We start from the raw sequence: 21,949 nt of genomic DNA, 5'->3' as shown, positions 1-21,949 counted from the left end.
ATTATTGTAAGTACTACCAAAAAAGACCTATTCTGAAGACTTCCAATCTGTGAAAAGGCTCAAACAAAAAGTTAAAAAAATAATATTTTTTTCGTTTACGTTTCTATTTCTCTAGATATAATCATTAAGTCTGATGGATATGGAAATTTTGGTTTTACTTGTATCCACCAACATGAAATAGCAATATAGAGAGAGGACGAGACTTAGTGAAGAAGAAAGAAATCTTATTTTCAAATGGATTATCAATTCAAATGACATTTGAAGAGGTGAGGGAAAGATTTTTGCCGATGGTCTATAAGACTATGAAACAAGCTAATTCAAAGTTCATGTTTAATCAAGTTGAAGAGGAAGATTTTCAGCAAGAGTTGGAGCTTGAATTATGGAGGGCCTACGAAGCGTATGATTCAGACACAGGATACTGTTTCACAACATATCTGTACCCGAAGTTAAGAAAAGGGGTAAGAAATGCTACATATTCCCGTTATGCTCAAAAGAATCAAAGCAATGGAGTCTTTTCAATATCTTCACCAATAGGTGATGACGATCTCAAGATAGAAGATATGCTCGCTGCCAACGACACATCTTTTGATAACATTGCCACTAACGAACTTCTTTCAATCATTTTGAAAAACGTCAAAGAAGACGAAATGGACTTACTTAAAATTATTATTGACGTAAAAAATAATCCTGTTAATGCTTATGCTAAAAAGCATGGTTTGACTCGTCAGGCTGCCAACCAGAGAGTCATAAAGCTTAAGAAAAAATTACGTTCTGTTATCGCCAAAGAATACCTTGAGATCGCTTAACATAAAAAGATCTTATTCAAAGTCTTACCTTGCTGCCAACAAGGTAGGGCTTTTTATTTTGCTTTAATTATTATAACATAACACGAAGTGGTAATAAATAGCATTTCTTCGATAATTTATAATTTTTGTAAGAACTTACCACAGAACCAAAGTGATTCTGCTTAAAGCTCACTAATTATCTTTATTTATTATTATATATAACACAAACGAATAGGACACAAACATCCGAAAATCGTTAAATTAATGTTATTTCCTCGTAAAATTTTTAAAACGAAGTTTAGAAACATTACCAACTTTTCGAATTTTTACAATATCCTACAAATGGACCAAATCCTATTCAAAGTCCATTATAAGTTAAGGGAAATAAAAATAAAAGGGTTTTCTTTAAATTAGTCAAGAATTAAAAAAAATATTTTTTCTGTTCATTTTTTCATTTTGCGATTAGATAATAATTTATTTAAGAGTTTATTTAAAAAATTATTTACGTATGAATAACTTTCCATTATAATTGAAATGAGTTCCAACTAAAGAAAACTAAGGAGATGCTTTAACTTGACACTAACTACTGTAATTGATATTGGGAATTTTAGTACGAAGTACGCTTATAAGGACAAAAAACAAATTAAGGTCGGCAGTTTCCCTTCTATTCTCCATAGCTACAAGCCTTTAGAAGATTACGAGGGAATGGAAAGAGTAGAGTACAACGGCCTTGATTATTATGTTGGAGAAACCGTTAAGAACTTCTATTTCGGCCGTGAAGAACAAATGTATTTCGGCAATACAAGAAAAGGCCATATGGAAGGTCAAATTCGATTAGTATATGCTCTCTATACAATCTTTAAAGAGACTGGAAAGAAAGAATTTAACTTAATTCTAACTTGCCCATATGAAAGTATGGTTACAGATAAAAAATATTTCGTTCAACATTTTGAAGGAGAAAGAGAAGTTATCGTTGAAGGAAAGTCATTCAAATTCACTGTACATAATATCGTGATGGCTGCAGAGGGATTAGGAGCCCTAAACTTCTCAGATTCATTAAACTGCGTCATTGTAGATGCTGGTTCTAAGACATTAAACGTCCTTTATTTAATCAATGGGTCTATAAGTAAAATGGATAGCCATACTATTAATGGTGGGACGATCGACAATTCAATAATGGATTTGGCGAAGACTTTTGCTAAGACTTGCAGCAATATCGATTATGACTACCCTATTGTTTGTACAGGTGGTAAAGCAGAAGAAATGAAAGAATGCTTAGAGAATGTTGGATATTCCACTGTAAGTTCTGCCGAACTGGGTGAGGATAAACCATCTTACTACGTTAATTCAGTTGGATTGCTTCTAAAATACGGTAGGAAGTTTGAGGAGATGTTTGCGTGAGTCGCGAAGATAACTTCATGTATCAGATCAATTGGAATAAGAAGAAGTACCCTGAAATTTGTAAAGCTCTTGAGGACGCTAAGAACCGAACCGGAGGGATTGCTTGGTATTTAAGAGAATTGATTCAGAAAGACCTTGAAGAAAAACGAGGAGGGGTTGTTCGTTCAACTCCGGTATATGAAACAGTTGATCAAGAAGTCCAAAACGATCCTCCAAAGCCTTCTAAAGCAAAAATTGAAACAATTGAGTTACCAGATGATTCAGGAGGGTTCTTATGAAAATTGAAATTAAAGAAAAAGACTTACTCGAGATTCAAGATCTCATTATGAGGTCTTATAGTTTTATAAAGGATGGTCCTGTTCCGGAACTTGAAAAAGAGTTGTATGAGACAGTTCACAAGATAGATAGGATAATTAGGAACGAAGAATAAAGACAGCCAAAAGGCTGTCTTTATTAAATTTTTACCTAAATTCTGTATTTTTTATGTACAGAACTTCCAATATATGGTATAATTAATAATGTAAGAGAGATAAATAACAAATCAACTACTAAGAAAGAGGGAATTAACCATGAAAAAACTTACTATCGAATTGCTTAAAGAAGAAACTCTAAAAGCTATTGAGATGGCTAAAGAAGATTTTGGAGTTGAAATTGATCCTTCTTCTATTGATTATGAAAGCATGTTAGAAAATATTAAGTATGATTTTTCTGAAGAAGAAATCAAGAATAAACCTGTAGCATGTGCTAGCAAAGAAGCATTCCGTAAAGTTTCAATCTTAATCTAATAAGTTTTTAATTAAGGGTTCAGCTATTAAGCTGGACCTTTTTTGGTCTTTTCATTTACGTTCTCAATTGTACGGATATAATTACAAAGTTAAATCTTACAATGGAGGACTTTATCTATGGATATAACTTTTAATACTGGTTTAATGGGTTCTGGAAAGTCTAAAAAGTTAATAGATGATTACTTAATTGATCCTAAAGAAAAAGTTGCCCTTTCAGTTAGTTTAACCGAAGATACTTTTTCAAGAGGAAAAATTGAAAGTAGAGATGGACGCAGCCTAAGATCAATTAACTTAAACAAGGATCAATTCAAACAAAATATTTCTTTATTAGAAATCATTATATTCATGACAAATACCCAAACAATTTATATTGATGAATCTCAATTTCTTCCTAAAGAAACCGTTGAAGAATTTGTTTCATTATCAGAAAGCTACCACGTACCTATTCATTTTTATGGTCTTGATCTAACCTTCACAGGAGAGTTATTTGACTCATCTAGTCACCTTTTAACCATCCTACCCTCCGAAAACATAAACCGAATCTCAAGAGGTTGCGAAGCTTCTAAGTGCTCTAAGATAGCTCAGTATAATGCTCGAATTGTTGATGGAAAAGTCTCTCGATCTGGAGAAACATTTGTAGAAGAAAAGAGTTATTATCTTGCGTTATGTTCTGATCACTATTACAATGATGAAAAAATTATTTAATTTTTTATTGAAAAAGTGGGCTTTTTCGCTCACTTTTTATTTATTTTCTTACATAAAATGTTATAATAAATATAGAGAGATTAATAAGCTTTACTCTGTGGGGGATAAAATGAAAATCAAAATAAGAAGAAATGCTGCTGACATTTATAGAAATGAAAACACTGATCTGTCAGGAGTATACATTGGAGATCCTGTTTGGGAAGATAGACTTCAGAAAATTTCAGGGAAAACTCTAGAAGTTGATACAGAAACCTTATTCAAGTATGAATTCAATACTAAACCGATTAAAGGGGTCTCTAAAGAAGGAATTAGAATTCCGGAAGAATATGTAGAAGAAGTTATTGATGATGTTAGAAAAGGAAAAGCCTACTGTGAGCTTTGCAATCAAACCTCTAATAGTGATAAAGTTTGTACCAATTGTGGTAAGACTGATTATTTAGAAGCATTTTTCGATGATGATGATTATGAATCCTAAAATTGAACATAAAAAATCCCACTCTAATCGGAGAAAAAGAGTAGGACTATGAGATAAATAACTTTAACTCAACTACTGATTCACATTTTACCTAATACATACCCAATATGTCAACCATTTCTTCCTTCTTTCGACGATAAAGGAGGATTTTTTTATACTCATTTACGAAAGTTCAACAAAGTATTATAATAATAAAAAATAGCCTAGTTGGCGCTAGACTATTTTTCGCTTGGCAGCACCTGAGCAAACCGACCAAAGTTTAACAGGGCTACATATATGCCTTTTCATTGCTTTTGGCTATTTTTAATTCAATTATATCAGGTGTTGCTTCGGACTTCAACAAAAAGGAGCAACAAAAATGAGTAAATATTTCACAGCTAATAACCTCGACTCTCTGGTATTTTACCAGGTTCCAAAAGTTCTTCTGATCGGAGACAAGTACAAAACTATGAATCCGAATGCCATGAAACTCTACATAATTTTAATCGACCGAATCAAGCTCAGTATGATGAACAATTGGAAAGACGAACTCGGAAGGTATTACGTTCGTTTAAGCATCGAAAAAGGTTCAGAGCTTCTAGGATTCTCAGATTCAACTTTCAAAAGAGCAAAGAAAGAATTAGCAAAATACGAACTGTTAGAAGAAAAAAGGGAAGGGATGAACAAGTCGAACATCCTCTATCCTCTAATGCTGGAGTATACCGAAGAAGATATTTATCGGTTAAACAATGAAGTTGATGACCTTTTAATTAAAGCAGAGGAAACAGCCAAAAACATAGATAAAAACTGGATGGGTCAAAATGAACTTTCCAGTAATGAACGGATAGGTCAAATTGAACTTTCCGGGAAAGTTCATTTTGACCCATCAAGAGAGGTCAAATTGAACCATCCGGATAGTTCAAAAAGAACCACTAATAATAATAACTCTATTAAAAATAACTTTAATAATAATGAGAATAATCTTGTTAACAAATTGTTAACAAGAGAAGAAACTATACATAATTTAATCTCTGAATATATGAAAAAAGGTTTGCCTAAAGAAGTTTGCATTATGGTTTTAGACGAAGTAGAGAAGACCCCAGATGTGAAAAATTTTGGAGCCTATTTAAGAACTTGTCTTGATAATGCTCTTCATAAAAGAAATCTAAAGTATGGAAATATTGATTTCAAAGGGAAGAAAATAAATGGGCAAGTGCCGTTTTATAATTGGTTAGATAATTAAAAATTAACCTAAAAATACTCCTAAAATCGTTTTACGAACTCATAAACGAAGGATATAATGTTTATAGAACTTAGTCCCAATATATGGGAAAAGATTTTAGGAGGAAGCTTAACTTGACTACTACTAATCAAGACAAGATTAAAAGATTGGACGATAGAGAGAAGTCCAGAGAAAAAATTGCAATTTGGTATGGATCAGCAGATAACTATTATCATGGTTTGAAAGAAATCCTTGCTAATGGAACTGATGAAGTTATAAATAATTTTGATGAAGGAATAGTTACCCTTGAATTGTTTGATGACCTTCAAACTGTTCGGGTTACAGATACCGGTCGAGGGATACCCATTGATGGGGAAACCGATGGTGTTAAAAACTATGAATTATTGTTTAGAACCCTGTTTGCCTCTACAAAATATGAAACGAGCGAACAGACTACTACTGGTACTAATGGTGTAGGGGCGACAGTTCTCAACTTTACTTCGTTGTTTTTTTATATCGAATCTTATTACGATGGATATAAACACACCTTAAAATTTGAAAATGGTGGGGAACTCGTTCAGGACTTAACAAAAGAAAAAATAAGTGAAGACCGCCACGGTACAGTTATAACTTTTAAATTGGATCCTGAAGTTTATCCCGTGGTTACTTATGACAAAGATGTCGTCCGAGAAATTGTAAGAAGGTTTGCTATTGGCTCACATAAGATTAAATTAATCTTCATTCATAACGGTGAAGAAGAGACTTTCCATTATGAAAGTGTTGAAGAGTATTTTGAGGAACTGATTGGCAGCACAACAACTTCTCCAGTGATTACAGCACCAGATTCTTTATACGAAGAAGATGGAGAACGAACTCAAATAAAGCTTACTTTTTCAACAACAACCGATCCAATCCAGGAGTCTTATTTGAACTTAACCTACCTTTCTGATGGGGGTTCCTTTAATGACGGCGTTATAACTGGGATAAAAACCTTTTGTAATAAATATGCGAGAGAAAATAAGTTATTCCCTAAAGGAATTAATTCTTTTACAACAGAAGACATTGAATCGAGCGTTAGTTTTGTCTTGGTGGCTTTATCAAATAAAGTTGAATTTAAAAACCAAACCAAACTTTCAACTGATAAGAAGCTTTATCGAAAATTAGCCCAAAGGCATACTACCCAACTTCTCGAAGTTTTCCAAATAGAAAATGAAAAAGGCTTCAAAAAATTCGTTAATCACTTACTTGAAGTTCAAAAACATAATACTCAGTCTCAAAAGGCTAAACAGCAGCTCAAAAAGAAGCTGAGTGAAAAGGTCGATGGTATTGGAAATAAAGTGGCGAACTTGGTCGACTGTAAGAAGCATGGCAAAGACTCTGAAATCTTTATTGCTGAAGGCCAGTCTGCGTTAGGTTCAATTGTTTTAGCTCGAGATGCAGTTTATCAGGCAGCTTATCCACTTCGCGGAAAAATTCTGAACTGCCTTAAAGCAGATTATACGACTATCTTTAAAAACCAAATTATCACTGATCTAATTAAGGTTCTCGGTTGTGGTATTCAAACTGACAAAAAGAACAAGGACCTTGATACGTTTAATATTAATAACCTTCGTTATGGAAAGATTATTATTGCTACTGACCAAGATTCTGATGGAGCTCAAATAGCATGTTTAATCATTACAATGATCTATCGACTAATGCCGAAGCTAATTGAAGAAGGTTATGTTTATATAGCTCAAACACCACTTTATGAAATCAAAATGGAAGATGATTCAATGATCTACTTCTATTCAGAAAGTGAAAAGGACCAAAAGATCAACACTTTAAAGGGTAAATACACAATTGCTCGTTGTAAGGGTCTTGGGGAACTTGATGCAGTTACTATGGCTGAAACAGCGATGAATGAAGAGACCCGGAACCTTATAAAAGTAACAGTTGAAGACGCTGAAAATATGATTGAGTCCTTAGAAACTTGGATGGGTAGCAGCGTTGATAACAGAAGAGAATATATTTCAGAAAATCTTTATAAGTATGTTGAAGAAGCAATTTAATAGCTTTTCTAAGGTTGGCAATTAAATTGCCAATCTTTTTTATTCTCATTTACGTTTTAGAAAGACTAGATATAAAGATTACGTAATGAGAATTTTCAATAACTAGGAGGTAACTTTAACTTGACTACTACAAACAAAAACATAGAACAAATCATTGAAAACAATATGATGGAGTATTCTGCCTATATCTTACTCGATCGAGCTCTACCTGATCTTCGAGATGGACTTAAACCTGTTCATCGAAGAATACTTTATTCTATGTACTTACAAAAAGCCTTTAAATTCACGAAATCAGCAAATGTTGCTGGACAGGTTATGAAGTTACATCCTCATGGCAGTTCTTATGGAAGTATGGTTGGTATGGTTCAGAAAGATCGACATATCATTCCCATGCTCGAAGGAAAAGGAAACTTTGGACAATACACTTCAAGAGATTTAATGCCGGCAGCTGATCGATACTCTGAAGTTAAGCTCTCTGAAATTTCAATTGATATGATGCAGAACTTCGATAAGAATGTTGTTGATTTTATAGATAACTATGATGGGACAATGAAGATGCCTGAAGTACTTCCTGTTAAATTCCCTTCAATACTTGCATACTCAAATTCAGGGATTGGTGTTGGTTTTAGTTCGTCTATTCCATCATTCAATTTAAAAGAATTAACTGAAGCCATTGTTAAGTATATTGAGACGGAAGAAAAAACGGTTCTAGTTCCAGACTTTGCAACTGGGGGATTAATTGTTAAAGAAGATAATGTATTCCGCCAATTGAACGAGGAAGGTCGGGGAACAGTTAAGATTCGTGGAAAAGCCGAAATTGTAAAGAATGAGATACACATTACTGAAATTCCATACTCTACAACACGAGAAGCAATTATTGAAAAAATCGTTGAATTAAATAAAGCTGGCAAGCTAAAAGAAGTAACTGATGTTAAAGATCTGACAGGCTTGAAGGGAATGCTAATCACTATAACTGCCCGTCGAAATACAGATATGAATGTGCTGCTTGAAAAGCTTTATAAATTTACTCCGTTGCAATCAACATATTCAGCGAACATGAATATGCTTGTTGATGATCTTCCCAAAGTCTTAGGAGTTTGGCAAACAATTGATAAATGGCTTGAATGGAGAACAACTTGTATTAAGCGTGGATTGTCTCACGATATTGAAACAATGACTCGTAAACTACACTTACTCCAAGGTCTTGAGAAGGTATTGTTGGATATTGATGAAGCCATTGAAATCATTAGAAGATCAAGCCAAGATCAGATTGAACCAAATCTTCAAAAGCATTTTGGAATAGACTTCGAACAAGCTAAAGAAGTGGCCAACATGAAGTTGAGGAACATTAATAGAGAGTACATCATTAAGAAAATTGAGGACATTGATAAATTCGAGGAAACAATCGAGAACTATAAACTAATTGTTGAAAGTCAGGATAAAATAAATCAAATCATTATTAAGGGTTTAAATGAAACTAAGGAGAAGTACGGCAAGGAGAGACGAACAAAAATCGTTGAACTTACAGAAGTTAAACCAGTTCGTCTTGTAGAAGAAGTACCGAACTATGCAGTAACAATCTATCTCACTAAGGAAGGTTATTGCTACAAGTTTAAAGGGAATCAGGAACCTAATCTAAAACCTGGGGATGAAGTTTTAAAAGTTTTTGAAACAGAAAATAAAGCCGAGATCCTTATCTTTGGATCCGACCGAGTTTGTCATAAAGTCGAACTTAAGGATATTGACGAGACACGAGCCAATGCTCTTGGGACGTATCTGCCGAATATGATTCGGGATAAAAATATAACTATTGTTTCGTATTCTATTTTAGATAGCACTCATAAGTTTATTATTGCAGCATATTCGAATAACCGGATCGCAAAAATCAATCTAGAAGCATTCCAGGGTAACCGGACGATCCTTAAAAACTCATACTGCTTAAAGCAAGACCTGTTAGACATGATTACTTTAGAGGATGATGTTAGCCTAAATCTCCTGACAGATAAATCAAAGTTAACCGTTGATACAAAAAACTTCAACTTAACGAATGGCCGAAACGCTACTGGTGTTTATGCTTCTCCATCAAGGAAACTTAAGAAAATTGAGGTAGCTTAGGCTGCCCTTTTTTCTTGCCGAAATTCGACAAATCTCTACAAAAAATATGTACGATTTCCATATGTTGGATTATAATTAATTATGTAAGAGATAAATAATTCAACTACTTTATTGGAGGTCATATTGTGTCGAAGGTTTATGAGTATGTTCAAGATCGTATCATCCGGGCTTTGGAGGAAGCCATTGAGAATGGAGGTCCAGCACCTTGGAGAAAACCCTGGAAAGGAGGAATGCCTAAAAACTATATCACGAAAATTCCTTATCAGGGAATAAACCTTTTACTCTTGGAAGGAGGCAGCTATTTAACCTTTAAACAGATCCAAGAACTTCAAAGGAAAAATCCTGAAGTCAAACTGAAAAAAGGCAGCAAGTCTTATAAAATATATTTTTGGAAGCCTGTTGAAAGAGGAGAGGACGAAGAAAGTGATAAAGATCGTCCGAACTTTATCTTCAGGTATTATAACGTCTTCCATGCTTCAGATGTCGATGGGATAGCAGATGACACTGCTGATTTTATAAACGATCCGATTGAATCTGCTGAAAGAGTTGTAAGCGCTTACAAAAGAGAGTGCCAAATTAATATAAAAGTAGGCTCAGATAGAGCTTATTATAACCCAACTCTTGATTCAATAACTGTGCCATCTATTAACCAGTATGAGAATGTTACTGAATATTACTCAACAGTATTTCATGAAATGATTCACAGCACTGGACATATTACTCGACTCAAGAGATTTGAGGACGCCCCAGGCCAAACTATTTTCGGAAGTGAAAGTTATTCCAAAGAAGAATTAGTCGCTGAGATCGGAGCAAATATGATTCTCTCAATGTTAGGAATTGAAGATCAAAATCAACAAAAAAATTCCGTTTCTTATTTACATAACTGGTTATGCCGGATAAAAGAAGATAGGGGATTGATAATATCGGCTTCACAACACGCCCAGAAAGCCTCAGATTTCATTTTAAACTTTATTGAAGGGAAATATATTGAAAATGATTTGAAGCTCACAGAAGCCATTTAAATGCTTTTAGAGACATAAAATGTTGATTTTATAACAAAAGGAGAAATGAGAAATGAAAAAATTAATTGCTGGAGTACTCGCTGCTGGACTTGTTTTTACAACTGTCGCTGGGGTTCATCCAGAAAAAGCTGATGCTACGAAGAAAAGAAAGGTCTACCATGTTAAAGGTAAGTTTAACGGATATGCCGATCCTACTTTCTTTGAGATTAAAGTTGGAAAGAAGTATAAAGTCTTAATGTCAAACAATGGATGGTACAGAAAACACCTGAAGGAAGGAAGAACCTACACTTACTTCTATTACAAAGATAAGTATGGCCAGTTAAAAGTCGTTAAAATAAATAAATAAAAAGCCAGGTGTTCCCACACCTGACCTTCTAATAAGGATTTGTCGATAAGGAGAATATACCATAATGGACTTTATTTTACAAATTTCCAAGAAAAAGAGTGTAACAGTTTGGAAGAAAATCGGAACCTTAACTTTTCCGTTTCTATTTCTTATTCAATCAGCTTTTGAATCCGTTTGTGATTATTTCGAGCTCTCTACAAAATCAGATGTTATGTGGATGATCATTTTTGTTATGTTCTGTGTATTCACTTGGATGTTCTGCATTGTTATAAACATGTTTATTTGAATAAATATAGAAAGGATGCTGTAAAGCATCTTTTTTTGGCGACGGAATATGATTTTTTATCCGGACCTTTTTATAATTATCCAATTTAAGACCATGAAAATAGAAGTAAATTTCGCGAACATATGTACGAATCTTCCATAAAATGGTATAATAATTTATATAAGAGAGATAAATCAAATTAATTTTTACATAAAATCGGAGGTAACTTAAATGGCAACTACTGAATTATCCGTTAAATCTGTTAAGGAACTACGTAATATTGCAAAGGAAATGAACATTACTGGTCGTTGGGATATGAACCGGACTCAATTGATTTATGCGATTGAAAGATCCCAATTGATTTCTGAAGCCAAAGATCTTGGAATTAAAACTGCAGCAATGCTTAACAACGATCAAATTAAGAAGGTGATTGAAGCAGAAAAAAACATAATGGTAGTAGAAGAAAAACCTTCTCATAAGAAACGTGGGGCTAAGAAGAGAAAAATTGAAGTTTACAAAGATGGCAAACTAATTCAAACCATTGATGGTCTTATGGAAACCTTTAATTGGGTAACTGAAAATAAAATCACAAACGTTGGATGGGTTAAGCGATCTCTTAAGACTGGAGAAGAAACTGCTGCAGGTTATAAGTATCGTGAAGGGGGTTACTTGTTCAAGTATGCTAACTAAACAAGAGACAAATGAGAAAGAGAGTAACCTGGTCTTTGGGAATTTAAAATTAATTAATCAAAGTTCAACCATTTGTTATAATAAAGATAATCAGTCTAATTTGAAGGTGATTATCATGAAACAATATACAGCAGATGAAATGTTGAAGCTTATTGAGGAGTTACCTGAAGAAGAAAAGAAAAAAGTCTTGGACAAAGTTTATGATGAATACTTTCTTGGCGGGGGAGCTAAGAGATATGAATCCGTAAATGGTGAAGCCAAATAAGCTTTGCCATTTTTTATTGACTTATACTGACAAAATTCGACAAGAACTTACAAAAAAGAGTGTACGAAACTTCCAATAAATGGTATAATTAATAATGTAAGAGATAGATGAAAGGAGAAAAACGATGGAAGAGACAGCATATGAATTCCTTGAAAAAATTAAAAATATGGAACCGGCTGAAAGATGGAAATTACTCGATTTGATGTATGATCTTTATTTTAATAAAGGTATTCAGATCCTGGATGAAGGAGATGAATATTAATGAGTAATCACTCTAAGGGTGATATTTGGATGTATCATGATCCTGACAGTGGTAAACGAAGACCTGGAATAATAGTTGGTTATTCTGGTCCAAATGAATTTGATGTTACGATTGCAAAATTATCAAGCCAACCACCACGAACCAAATTTGATTTGGTCCTAGAAAATTGGAAAGAGATCGAGCTAATCAAACCTTCAATTGTAAGAACCAATAAACTTTATACGATCAATGCCAATCGATTGATCTTCAAAGTTGGAAAAATTGAAGGGGAACAATTGAAATGGATTACTGATAGCGTGGTGAATTACATAATAGGAGAGTCACATTAAGTGGCTCTCGAATTTTCGGAATATTCAATATTAAAATCCGTAAATTATTTCATGAGATACCTTACAAATTAATGTATAATGTTTTATAGGAGTGATCTACATGACTGATGAACTTTTAAAACTTATGCAATCTCTATCTGAGAAGTTCGACAAGGGATTTGAGCAGATTGATAAGAGATTTGATTCTGTTGAAAAACGCCTTGATAATATCGAACAGCGTCTAGAAATGATGACAGAGAAAGAAAGTAACACTAACGAAGACGTAATTGTTCTTCTCAAGAAAATTGATAAACAAACCAATGATATTACAAAAGACATTGATTACCTTTCTAAACAGGTTGGAAAACACGATATGATTTTAAACAGATTTAAAAATTAATAGGACCATTTAGGTCCTTTTTGTTTATTTCAGTTATCGGGGGTGCAGAAGTGAACTTCTTTTTAGATACAAATATTTTATTTAGTGATCCATTTCTAAGAAATAACCACAATAAACAATTAATAGATATGGTAAGAATGAGTTTACATATGGATAGAGAATTCATAGAGAAAACTGGATATGACTCAGAATTTTTACATGAAAGATCCAAAATATACATATCATCCGTAGTTTACGCAGAAACCAAAAATAAATACTTTGAAAAAATCGATGAATTGTTTTCTCATTTTGAGCAGTTTAATGATGGAATTAAAGATTACATGGGGACAGAGAAAGAAGTTAAATCTCCTTATACAAAGGAACAATGCCAACAGCAATTTGACCAATATTATGATGAACTCCGACAAGAAGGGATAATAGAAATTTTAGAACCCTATGATAGTCTTATGAAAGATTTGATTGAAAGAGCTATAAACAGAAAAGCACCGTTCTTTGATGGAAAGAAAAAAAACGAGTTTAGAGATGCTGTGTTTTGGTTAACCTATTCAACTTTTGTAAAAGAAAATAGTCTGGAAAATTGTTATTTTATTACTAATAATGTAAATGACTTTTTTGACTTAACTTGTATAGACTCTAGTTCTGTACTACATCCTGAGTTATTAAAGGATTGCGATAATTTTGTATTATATAGAAGTATTAAAGATCTGGTCAATCAGGATGAAAGATTTAAAAGTCACCTTGAGATGCATAATGAAATTTTCCATCACATAAAAGAAAATATGGAAAATGAAACGACGTATTTTCAACTAAATAAATTTAAAGATCAATTGAATAATAAAGACGTTTTGAGCTTATTAAATGAATATGATCATTTGCTTATTGTTAGAGATGAAATGAAAAAGTCATTAAATAAAATCAATTCAAAAGTCGCCACTTCTCCGTTTTCATTGGATATTCATGATGTTCACGCGACTAAAGGCCATATAAGTAATTTAATAATTAAAGAAAAACTAATCGTAGAAGACTTAGTTTTAATTTCAGCAGATTTAAGCGTAACAAATATTGTATCAGCAATCTATCATGATATTCCTATTCCTGCTTCTTTATATCGGGTGGAATTTACTGTACCTATATCTTTCTTTATTGATTTAGACTCCAAAATTTCTAACTTCGAGTGTGATTCTGCTAATATTGAGAGTACTTTAATACCAACAGACCGCCGGATAGAGCTATCCCAGAAGGTTGGAAGAAATATTTATTAAAATAAAGACCCTTAATAAAGGGTCTTTATACATTTCGGATAGTCATATCACATTTGTCCTCTTCTGAAGCATCCATCGCTTTATAGAGTACCTCGAAGAAAGTCTGGCCGTCGTTTGTTGCAAAATAATTTGATAAGTTGGTTACTTTTGGACTTATGTTATCTCCCCAAGGAGGGTTTTTTGTTAAGTCTTCAATATCCCAAATAACCTTTTCAGGAGAAAGTTTTGAAAGTTCTCCTTCGATTTCTTTTAAATTTTCTCTTGCTGCTGGAACGTCTGACCACTCTAATTTATCATGATATAAGTTATTCATTAACAGAGGGTATTTTGTTCCCCAACCATCTTTTTCTAGGTGATATGAGATTGTTGAGAAGAATGAATGAACAAAATCACCATGTCCGGCCTCATAGAAAAAACAGTCAACCATAAAACCTACAGCCATATCTTACACCTCTAATCCATTTTAAATATTATTTCAGCTTTACTATCTGTTCTTTCGTCTATTTTTCGTTTAACATCTCTTAAAATATCTCTTGATACAGCTTGACCACGTACGTCTATTATAACAGTTTGTTTGGTTCCTTCAGGCAAGTCTTTTAATCTTTTGTTAAATTGATTGGAGACTATTCTAACAAGATTGCTTCTTCCTGATGATGTGGTCAATTTATAATTTTTCACTTCAATACTATGCCCAGTATCATAAAAGTCTGGTCGAGAACTATTCTTTGTCCCATGTTTTACTTCAGTTCTATCTTTGAAAGATACTTGATCTTTATATCCAGGATACTCTTTGCCAATATCGATTTCAGATTGTCGCCAGGACGGTCTTTTAGAAACACTAGAATTTGTTGCATTTAACTTTTTGCTCACTCCACGTAATCCAAATCCACCAAGAACGCCGAGAGCCTGATTAAGACTATTCTGCCGTTGTTCATCAGATATTTTATTCCCAAACATATCTCGACCGGTTATAGCTTCACTAAAGCCATTCGCCGAAGCAAGTCCGTATAGCCCTTTACTCGAGTTTTGAAGAGCATAGAATGTTTTAGGCGTTTTATATACTTCCAGGGCCTTTTCGGCTTTAGAGATAGCTTTGCCTGTTGAATAAACAGCTTTTACACCTTTCCCTAATTTACCGGCCCATCCCACAATAGGAACATAACCTGCAGCAGCCATTGCCCCAGCTGCTACTCGTTGTCCCTCAGTTAGCTTTTCACCGGTTACAGGGTCAACTCCATCGGCAGCCCTTTTATAATCATAATATCCAGAGACTTCTCCTGTAAAATTACAAACAACATCCCATGTCTTTTCGTACCATGGGCGATTTGCAAGCTCTTCCTGTTCTTTTGCAATCCTTCTTTGCTCAGCCTGTTGATCTTTAAAGGAGATATAATCAGTCGATTGTTTTTTAACATCCTCAGCCATCTTGTGGACTTCACTGTCTCTATATGCTTTAGCATCATAATAGATGGGCGAAGCACTTTTACTTTTTGAAGTTGCCCCAATCAAGGCCTGGTAATCTGCCTGAATCATTTGTTCATTGGATTCTGATAGAGCATATTCAGATGTTAAGTTTTCATCAACTTCGCTTATTTTCTCGACTGTGTTTTTTCGTTCTTTATCAGCAGAAGATAATTTATCTTTAAAGTCTTCTGTTGAAAAAACATCTAGGGGAAGGATGTCTTGTATATCATTTAAGATGTCTTTGATTGCTTTTTTCTGTTCAGACATGATGGCCTTTGATTTAGTATTAGCATTAACCAACTCATGTTCTAAGAAGGATTCCTCTATGTATGCATCAGATAAGTTAGCGTCTTCCAAGATACCAGGAATACTTGTTAAAAAAGCAATTTTCATTTCAATCAGATCAATCCATTGATCAGCAACGCCGGCTTGATCCTCATAAAATGATTTGATATTATCGGCACCTTTTCCTGAAAACTCACTATCATCTAAGTCAGCAACAGCTTTAAAGGCCTTCTTTAATTTGACCATTTTGCTTTTTAATTCTTTATATTCTTTTGCTCGATTTTCTGATTCTGAAAGAAGTGTTTTCGCTTCAAATACCTTCATGACCATATCCTTTCTTAATAGTTTAATATCAAAATATTACCATGGGAAAATTAAGAAGGGGTGGTCATGAAGAATTAATCCTTAAAATGATAATTTGGACCTGCGACTTATTTCTTAAATTCCGAAAGCTTCTTCAAGAATTTCTTGATCACGGTCAGGAAGGTAACCTTCTGTTGTTTCAACGCTCGTATGGTTTGCTAGAGTTTTAAGGACCTTTAAATCAAATTTGTCTTTGCCTAATTCTTTAAGGACATAATGATTACCGTCATGGTAGTTAGTGAGGGCTGAGTGCCTAAAGCTGTGGGGATTAAAAGCAATATACTCTCCAGTTAATTCTTCAAGAATTGATCTGAAGCTTACTGTCCAATTATAGAGGGTTTCATATGTGGCCGGTCGTTTACTTTCTCCTTTCCCAACAACCCAAAGGGAGTCAATATCATCTTCTCCACGTTGATCAAAGTAAAGTCGTGCAATCTCTTTAGACTTTGAGAAATATAAGAGTTTAAATTTCTTACCTCGTTTTCCAACAACCTCATTTGTTTTAGAGTTCTCAAGGAATCCGTGCTTTTTAACTTGGTATACTTCATTTCTCCGTCCAGCTGATTCATAGGATAGAGTCAAATAAAGAGCCTTCTGATATTTACCTTTCTCCAATAGATAATCAACGACTAGCCTTATTTGTTCATCTGTAAGGAAGAAGATTTCTCGAACTTCTTCTTTTTGAAGTCCTTTAATGCTTCTCATGGCGTTAATCTCATAATCATATTCGTCTTCATCTTCCGTTGCGAATTCAAGCATATTTCTAAGAGAACATTGAACACGGTTTATTCGTGCAGCTGATGTACCTGAATCTTGAAGCTCGAGGAAGAACCTACGAAAATCGCGTTTCTTCATTTTTAAGATCGATTTATTACCGAGATTCTTTACGGACCAACAATAAAACATCTTAATATCAGCCGTATACTGATAAATGGTCTTTTCACTTTTTCTCCGTGATTTCATTTCCAATATGTAATCATCAAGGAGGTCCTTATTTTCTCGATTTACTTGAGCATATAATTCATCGCTATAAATCGCATTTCTTTTAGCCATTTAACCGACTCCTTATTATAAAATTGAAATTTTATGTCTATTTGATGATCCAGGGGAGGGGACTATAATTTAAAAAAAGGACTCCTACAAAAAGTAGGAGCCAGATTGATTACCTAACCCGAAGTTTTTGGCCAACATAGATCTTGTTCGGGTTTTTAAGTTTGTTTAGACTTTTGATTTTAGAAACAGTGGTTTTGTATTTAACAGCAATCTTAGAAACACTATCTCCTTTTTTCACTGTGTAGTAAGTTTTAGATGCAGCTTTCTTAGCCACGGAAGCTTTAGTCGGCACTTTTAGTTTCTGACTAATATAAAGCTTATTAGGGTTCTTGATTTTGTTGAGAGACACGAGTTTAGATACAGAAGTTTTATACTTCGCAGCGATTTCTGAAAGAGTATCTCCAGACTTAACTTTATAAGTTGTTGTCTTAGAAGATGAAGAAGAAGATTTAGGAGTTGATGTTGTTAGTTTACTGTTAGAAGTGTTTGATTTTGCTACTGGGGTTCCAGTTTTAATCTTCTCTAAAAGAGCAAGATTTTGAGCTTGAGTTCCTGAGTAATTTGCAATTCCATAAGCTGCAGCTAGTTTCGAACGGTTAGAAAAAGAAGAATTCATTCCTTTAGATTTCATGTAATCTACTAAAGAAACAATCTTAATGGTTCCAACCCCTTTTGTAACTACTTGGGTAGATGACGTTTTCTTTGTGTACTTACCTGCGTAATCTTCTGAAACGTCAAAATTACCGTATCTAGACATACCGATGAATTTATAATCAGAAGCCCATTGCCAAGCACCTTTTCCATTTGTGAATTTGGCAGTAGGTTTGTTCTTTACTGGATTTGCTGGGTAAGAAGCCAACCAAGGTTTATTTACTACGAGTTTGCTAGGAATCAGCTGCCCATTGTAGTAGTAAGACCCGGTATACAAATCTACACGACTATAACCAAGAGCTTTCATTTGTTTGATGAAAGTATTGGTGTACTCAGTTACTTGTGAGGCTGTGCCAAGACCGGAAGCTTCAACATCAATGGTTACATAGCCATCTTTTTTCTTATCAAATCCAACCAACTGAAGCTTTTTATCAAACCAAATCGCTTCTTTCTTTGCTGCGAAATTGCTTGTATAACGAGCAAAGTGATAAGCGTTGACAATCATACCTGCTTGACGAGCATTGGCAATATTAACGGATGCAGCAGGATCAACGTAATAGCTTCCTTCAGAAACTTTAACAACTACACCTTGCACTCCTGATCCTTTGATTGTTTGATAAAATGATAGAGGTAACCCATTTTCGGCATTGTGGTGTGATACATCAATGAAGTCAACAGATGGAAGGGAAGACGCATAACTAGGAGCAACAAAAGAAAAAGCTAGCCCTAAAGAAAGAGCTAGCGCACTAACGGTTTTAATTAGTTTATTCAATTTAATCGCCTCTTTAGTTAGATTTTTGAGCTGTTTTTTCAACTAATTCTTCTTCATATTTATCAGCAACCTGTTTTGCTTTCTCTTTGCTGTGCTTAGTTAGGTAAGTGTTTACAATTGTCGAGAATGAACCAACAAATAGGGTTCCAATAGCAATGATGATTGCTGTAAACGCATCAATCGATCCTGGACTAAACCAATCAAAGTGAAGATTTAAAATGCTTAAAAATCCAAGAATCGCTGTTAAAACACCACCAACATTAGTTGCAAGGTGTTTCCACCATTCAATATCACTTAGATACTTCATCATCTTACTTACCTCCAATTAAGTTTATTAGCGCAAAAACAGTTGAGAGGATTACTGATAAACAACTTACTATTAGTGCGCTATTTGCTCGTTTGTTTTGTTTGATTTCATCAATTTCTTTTTCGAGATTTTTAAAATGGATGTCTGCTTCAAGCCTTGTAATAAAGTTTGTTGAGTAAGCATCTAACTTCGTTTCAATTCTCTCAAGTCCCTTAGATAGAGTTTCTAGTTGTGTTTCTAACGTAGCAATTCTTTCATAATCTTTTTGCTCCATCTGTTTTCCTCCATAAAAAGAGACACTCAATAATGAGTGCCTTACTTTTTGCTTGATTTTCCTAATTCTTCTTCGAGATTTTTTACTTTCAACTCAAGTTGTGCAACCGTTCCTTGTAATTCCTCGATTCTTTTTAGAGCCAACTTATTAATAGCAACCTGAGTTGATCTTTGTTCGGATAAAATAGAGTTTTGTTGCTTCAAATCCTCAATGATCAGCTGGTGTAATTCAATTGGGTTTACATTCATTGAATTCTCTCCCTATATTTCTAGAGTTTAGTTTTATTTCAGACAGTTATTTTTACGATTTCATCATGTGTCGTCGCGTTGTTTACTTGATCCTTTAGTGAAGCGTATTTAAGTAGGGTGGATTTTTTAAAATCAAAAGCTTCTTTGTATATCTGAAGCCATTCATCTTTTGTATGATCTATCCAACCAGCATCTTCTGTTCTCCATTTAATTGGTTCTGCAGAATCTGTGTCATCTAAAATGTCCTTTTGACCAATCATATTAACTTGATCGTCCCGATTAGTTCTATACACATGACCGTTTGATGCTGTGAACCCTTTAATAATTTCTTCTTCACAAGCTTCTGAGAGAAGATCATTTTTTAGATTTTTATGATGTTGAAGTATTACATCTTCCGTAATTTCATATGGGAGCTTTCCGAGTTTGTCGGCAATTCTTACAATCAAAGTGTTCATATCATATTGAGTAAAAGAAGAGATACCTTTATCAAGCATTTGTTGTTCAATTCTTGTTATCATGTATGCTTTTATCTCCTTTTAAGTTTTTCTTCAAGGGTTTCGACTCGATTAAAGAGTTCTCTAACCAATGGAATTAACAAAACCCATAGTCTGTCATACATTAGGCCCTCAACTTCACGGTGACCATTTTCATCCGGATTACTATAGTGAACAAATAAGGATAATCCAGCATCTTCAACATCTTCAGCGATTAATCCACCTATTCTTTCAAGGTAAGGAATATCTGAGTCAGTGAGATCTTCACTTCTCTCAATGGCCCCAGCTAATTGTTCTACAGCTGATTTATCAAACCAAGTCTTCGGATTAAGTTTCAAGATGTTGTAAGGAAGTTCTTCGGAAATCTGTTCTTCTAATAATTTATATTTTCGAGCCGATGTACTTCTCCCTAGGGTCCCAGCACCTGTGATATATAAGTTTGGAGACGAACTATAGGTTCTATTGTAAATATCCATTGACCAAACACGTGAACCTGTACCATCTGATCCGACTAGGAATTCGGCACCACCATCACTTACCAGTCTTGCTGCACCTTGACTAGCGAAATGAGTAGTCCCACCCGACTCTCCTTTGAAGGTAGTTCCGGAAAGATACACATTACCAGCTGTGGAAATAGACATTCTTCTTTGACCACCACTTGCAATCTGTAAAGCTCCGGCTGAAACATTAGATAGGTTGTTATCAGACTCAACGATTTTCCATCCGTTACCGCCAAGCCATTCAATGCCTTCGCCACCACCTGCGTCATTGATTGTAATATGGTTGACGTTATTGAGATTGTGATTGCTAGCGTTCAAGTCACCACCGAGAAAGACATTTCCATATAAAGAAATGGTTTGGCCCGATCCAACTTCAATATCAATATTAGAATCAGAAACTACGGTCATTGTCCCTGCCGCGCTAGAACCAATCGACCATGCACCTATATTCTCTTCTCCAACTCCTTCATAGAAGAGACCGGCCGCCCCGAGACCATAAGCAGAAGTACTTGTTGCATAAGCGAATCCATCGACAAATATTTTTGATAGCTGTTCAATTTCTGAGATGTTCGGGTTCTTTAAATCTGGGTTACTAACACCAGACTTAAATTTCATAAATCTAAATTCATCACCATCAAAATAAGTGCCATTCACCTGACCGTTTGAATCAACAAATGAAGCTGAAATATCAATTGCTTTTAGAGTACCTGTAGTAATTGAACCAGCATCTAAATTATCAACTGCAGCATTTCCAAACTGTGATAAAACCCACTTCGAACCATCGTAAATGCTAACTCTATTTCCGTTAGCTGTGTCAAACCATAAGTCGCCTGCAGTTAATGTTCCAGTTGGTTGGGTAGATTGTCGGAAAGCTTTGTTTTTCCCATTAGCTGTAGTTTGAGCTGTTGTCGCAGCTGTTTTGGCTGCATCAGCCGTTGATTTGGCAGAATCAGCTGTAGATTTTGCCTCATTAGCTGTCTTAGTTGTATTTGTCAAAGTTGTATTGGCAGCTGGATCTAATCCTGATAATGCTAAGGATTGAATTACCCAAGATGAACCATTCCAACTTTTTAAAACGTTTGGAGAGACAGAGGAATCGATCCAGAGGGTACCGACAGTGGGGGAGGTGGGGGCTGTACCTGAAATAATTGCATCATTCATATCCATAATAGTTGTTTGACCACTTGCTACGATAGCCAT

At 34.5% G+C, this 21,949-nt stretch carries 27 protein-coding genes; 18 read left to right on the top strand and 9 right to left on the bottom strand.

Annotated elements, in window-relative coordinates; translation table 11 throughout:
- The first annotated feature begins 206 nt into the window (after positions 1–206).
- From JQX68_RS21285 to JQX68_RS21200, 18 genes are all read left to right on the top strand, one after another.
- On the top strand, positions 207–806 hold the full coding sequence (locus JQX68_RS21285) for a sigma-70 RNA polymerase sigma factor region 4 domain-containing protein (protein WP_009968495.1): 600 nt from the start codon (positions 207–209) through the stop codon (positions 804–806).
- A 552-nt stretch (positions 807–1,358) separates the two neighbouring features.
- Positions 1,359–2,186 carry a ParM/StbA family protein gene (locus JQX68_RS21280; RefSeq protein ID WP_013603336.1) on the top strand — a complete coding sequence of 276 codons (828 nt, stop codon included), beginning with the start codon at positions 1,359–1,361 and terminating at the stop codon, positions 2,184–2,186.
- The gene (locus tag JQX68_RS21275) at positions 2,183–2,464 is read left to right on the top strand and encodes a hypothetical protein (protein WP_009968681.1); all 282 of its coding nucleotides are present in this window, start codon (positions 2,183–2,185) and stop codon (positions 2,462–2,464) included. Before JQX68_RS21280 ends, JQX68_RS21275 begins: the two co-directional genes overlap by 4 nt.
- Positions 2,461–2,616: a hypothetical protein gene (locus JQX68_RS21270; RefSeq protein WP_009968683.1), complete on the top strand. Its 156-nt coding sequence runs from the start codon at positions 2,461–2,463 to the stop codon at positions 2,614–2,616. Before JQX68_RS21275 ends, JQX68_RS21270 begins: the two co-directional genes overlap by 4 nt.
- A gap of 139 nt (positions 2,617–2,755) precedes the next feature.
- Entirely contained in the window at positions 2,756–2,971 is a 216-nt protein-coding gene (locus JQX68_RS21265) for a hypothetical protein (protein ID WP_013603337.1), read from the top strand.
- A 117-nt stretch (positions 2,972–3,088) separates the two neighbouring features.
- On the top strand, positions 3,089–3,676 hold the full coding sequence (locus JQX68_RS21260) for a thymidine kinase (protein ID WP_043940325.1): 588 nt from the start codon (positions 3,089–3,091) through the stop codon (positions 3,674–3,676).
- A gap of 109 nt (positions 3,677–3,785) precedes the next feature.
- Complete coding sequence (locus JQX68_RS21255) at positions 3,786–4,151, top strand: hypothetical protein (RefSeq protein ID WP_020846156.1); 366 nt, start codon at positions 3,786–3,788, stop codon at positions 4,149–4,151.
- Between the two features lie 358 nt (positions 4,152–4,509).
- Positions 4,510–5,373 (top strand): replication initiator protein A, encoded by an 864-nt coding sequence (locus JQX68_RS21250; protein WP_205440662.1) that lies wholly within the window; start codon positions 4,510–4,512, stop codon positions 5,371–5,373.
- A 113-nt stretch (positions 5,374–5,486) separates the two neighbouring features.
- Complete coding sequence (locus tag JQX68_RS21245; protein ID WP_205440661.1) at positions 5,487–7,403, top strand: toprim domain-containing protein; 1,917 nt, start codon at positions 5,487–5,489, stop codon at positions 7,401–7,403.
- A gap of 120 nt (positions 7,404–7,523) precedes the next feature.
- Positions 7,524–9,518 carry a DNA gyrase subunit A gene (locus JQX68_RS21240; RefSeq protein ID WP_074794756.1) on the top strand — a complete coding sequence of 665 codons (1,995 nt, stop codon included), beginning with the start codon at positions 7,524–7,526 and terminating at the stop codon, positions 9,516–9,518.
- A gap of 125 nt (positions 9,519–9,643) precedes the next feature.
- A complete protein-coding gene (locus JQX68_RS21235) occupies positions 9,644–10,540 on the top strand; it encodes an ArdC family protein (RefSeq protein WP_074794753.1) in 897 nt (298 codons plus the stop codon).
- A 52-nt stretch (positions 10,541–10,592) separates the two neighbouring features.
- Positions 10,593–10,886 (top strand): hypothetical protein, encoded by a 294-nt coding sequence (locus JQX68_RS21230; RefSeq protein ID WP_009968711.1) that lies wholly within the window; start codon positions 10,593–10,595, stop codon positions 10,884–10,886.
- A 496-nt stretch (positions 10,887–11,382) separates the two neighbouring features.
- Positions 11,383–11,841, top strand: coding sequence for a Rho termination factor N-terminal domain-containing protein (locus JQX68_RS21225; protein WP_205440660.1), 459 nt, complete (start codon positions 11,383–11,385; stop codon positions 11,839–11,841).
- Positions 11,831–12,106 (top strand): hypothetical protein, encoded by a 276-nt coding sequence (locus JQX68_RS21220; protein WP_009968583.1) that lies wholly within the window; start codon positions 11,831–11,833, stop codon positions 12,104–12,106. Before JQX68_RS21225 ends, JQX68_RS21220 begins: the two co-directional genes overlap by 11 nt.
- A gap of 124 nt (positions 12,107–12,230) precedes the next feature.
- The gene (locus JQX68_RS21215; protein WP_013603347.1) at positions 12,231–12,368 is read left to right on the top strand and encodes a hypothetical protein; all 138 of its coding nucleotides are present in this window, start codon (positions 12,231–12,233) and stop codon (positions 12,366–12,368) included.
- Positions 12,368–12,697 carry a type II toxin-antitoxin system PemK/MazF family toxin gene (locus tag JQX68_RS21210; protein ID WP_009968519.1) on the top strand — a complete coding sequence of 110 codons (330 nt, stop codon included), beginning with the start codon at positions 12,368–12,370 and terminating at the stop codon, positions 12,695–12,697. The genes JQX68_RS21215 and JQX68_RS21210 overlap by 1 nt, the downstream gene beginning before the upstream one ends.
- A gap of 100 nt (positions 12,698–12,797) precedes the next feature.
- Entirely contained in the window at positions 12,798–13,076 is a 279-nt protein-coding gene (locus JQX68_RS21205) for a hypothetical protein (RefSeq protein WP_106074215.1), read from the top strand.
- Positions 13,077–13,126: 50 nt separating this feature from the next.
- Positions 13,127–14,338 (top strand): PIN domain-containing protein, encoded by a 1,212-nt coding sequence (locus JQX68_RS21200; RefSeq protein WP_106074214.1) that lies wholly within the window; start codon positions 13,127–13,129, stop codon positions 14,336–14,338.
- A 25-nt stretch (positions 14,339–14,363) separates the two neighbouring features.
- Here the strand turns inward: JQX68_RS21200 and JQX68_RS21195 are convergent, their stop codons facing one another.
- The 9 genes from JQX68_RS21195 to JQX68_RS21155 form a co-directional block, all read right to left on the bottom strand.
- The gene (locus tag JQX68_RS21195) at positions 14,364–14,780 is read right to left on the bottom strand and encodes an immunity 70 family protein (RefSeq protein WP_106074213.1); all 417 of its coding nucleotides are present in this window, start codon (positions 14,778–14,780) and stop codon (positions 14,364–14,366) included.
- Positions 14,781–14,791: 11 nt separating this feature from the next.
- The gene (locus JQX68_RS21190; RefSeq protein ID WP_106074212.1) at positions 14,792–16,411 is read right to left on the bottom strand and encodes a ribonuclease YeeF family protein; all 1,620 of its coding nucleotides are present in this window, start codon (positions 16,409–16,411) and stop codon (positions 14,792–14,794) included.
- 114 nt (positions 16,412–16,525) lie between these two features.
- The gene (locus JQX68_RS21185) at positions 16,526–17,503 is read right to left on the bottom strand and encodes a tyrosine-type recombinase/integrase (protein WP_144499945.1); all 978 of its coding nucleotides are present in this window, start codon (positions 17,501–17,503) and stop codon (positions 16,526–16,528) included.
- A 109-nt stretch (positions 17,504–17,612) separates the two neighbouring features.
- A complete protein-coding gene (locus JQX68_RS21180) occupies positions 17,613–18,926 on the bottom strand; it encodes a LysM peptidoglycan-binding domain-containing protein (protein ID WP_162785456.1) in 1,314 nt (437 codons plus the stop codon).
- Positions 18,927–18,939: 13 nt separating this feature from the next.
- Positions 18,940–19,236: a hypothetical protein gene (locus JQX68_RS21175; RefSeq protein ID WP_009968663.1), complete on the bottom strand. Its 297-nt coding sequence runs from the start codon at positions 19,234–19,236 to the stop codon at positions 18,940–18,942.
- 1 nt (position 19,237) lies between these two features.
- On the bottom strand, positions 19,238–19,507 hold the full coding sequence (locus JQX68_RS21170) for a hypothetical protein (RefSeq protein WP_009968664.1): 270 nt from the start codon (positions 19,505–19,507) through the stop codon (positions 19,238–19,240).
- Between the two features lie 41 nt (positions 19,508–19,548).
- Complete coding sequence (locus JQX68_RS21165) at positions 19,549–19,755, bottom strand: hypothetical protein (protein WP_013603356.1); 207 nt, start codon at positions 19,753–19,755, stop codon at positions 19,549–19,551.
- Between the two features lie 38 nt (positions 19,756–19,793).
- Positions 19,794–20,273 (bottom strand): DUF4376 domain-containing protein, encoded by a 480-nt coding sequence (locus JQX68_RS21160; protein WP_009968709.1) that lies wholly within the window; start codon positions 20,271–20,273, stop codon positions 19,794–19,796.
- An 8-nt stretch (positions 20,274–20,281) separates the two neighbouring features.
- Positions 20,282–21,949 carry a hypothetical protein gene (locus JQX68_RS21155; protein WP_013603357.1) on the bottom strand — a complete coding sequence of 556 codons (1,668 nt, stop codon included), beginning with the start codon at positions 21,947–21,949 and terminating at the stop codon, positions 20,282–20,284.

It is taken from the genome of Bacillus sp. LJBS06 (genome assembly GCF_016924995.1).
In the GTDB taxonomy this organism is placed as follows: Bacteria; Bacillota; Bacilli; order Bacillales; family Bacillaceae; genus Bacillus; species Bacillus stercoris.
This window is presented reverse-complemented; position numbering and strand designations above follow the sequence as displayed.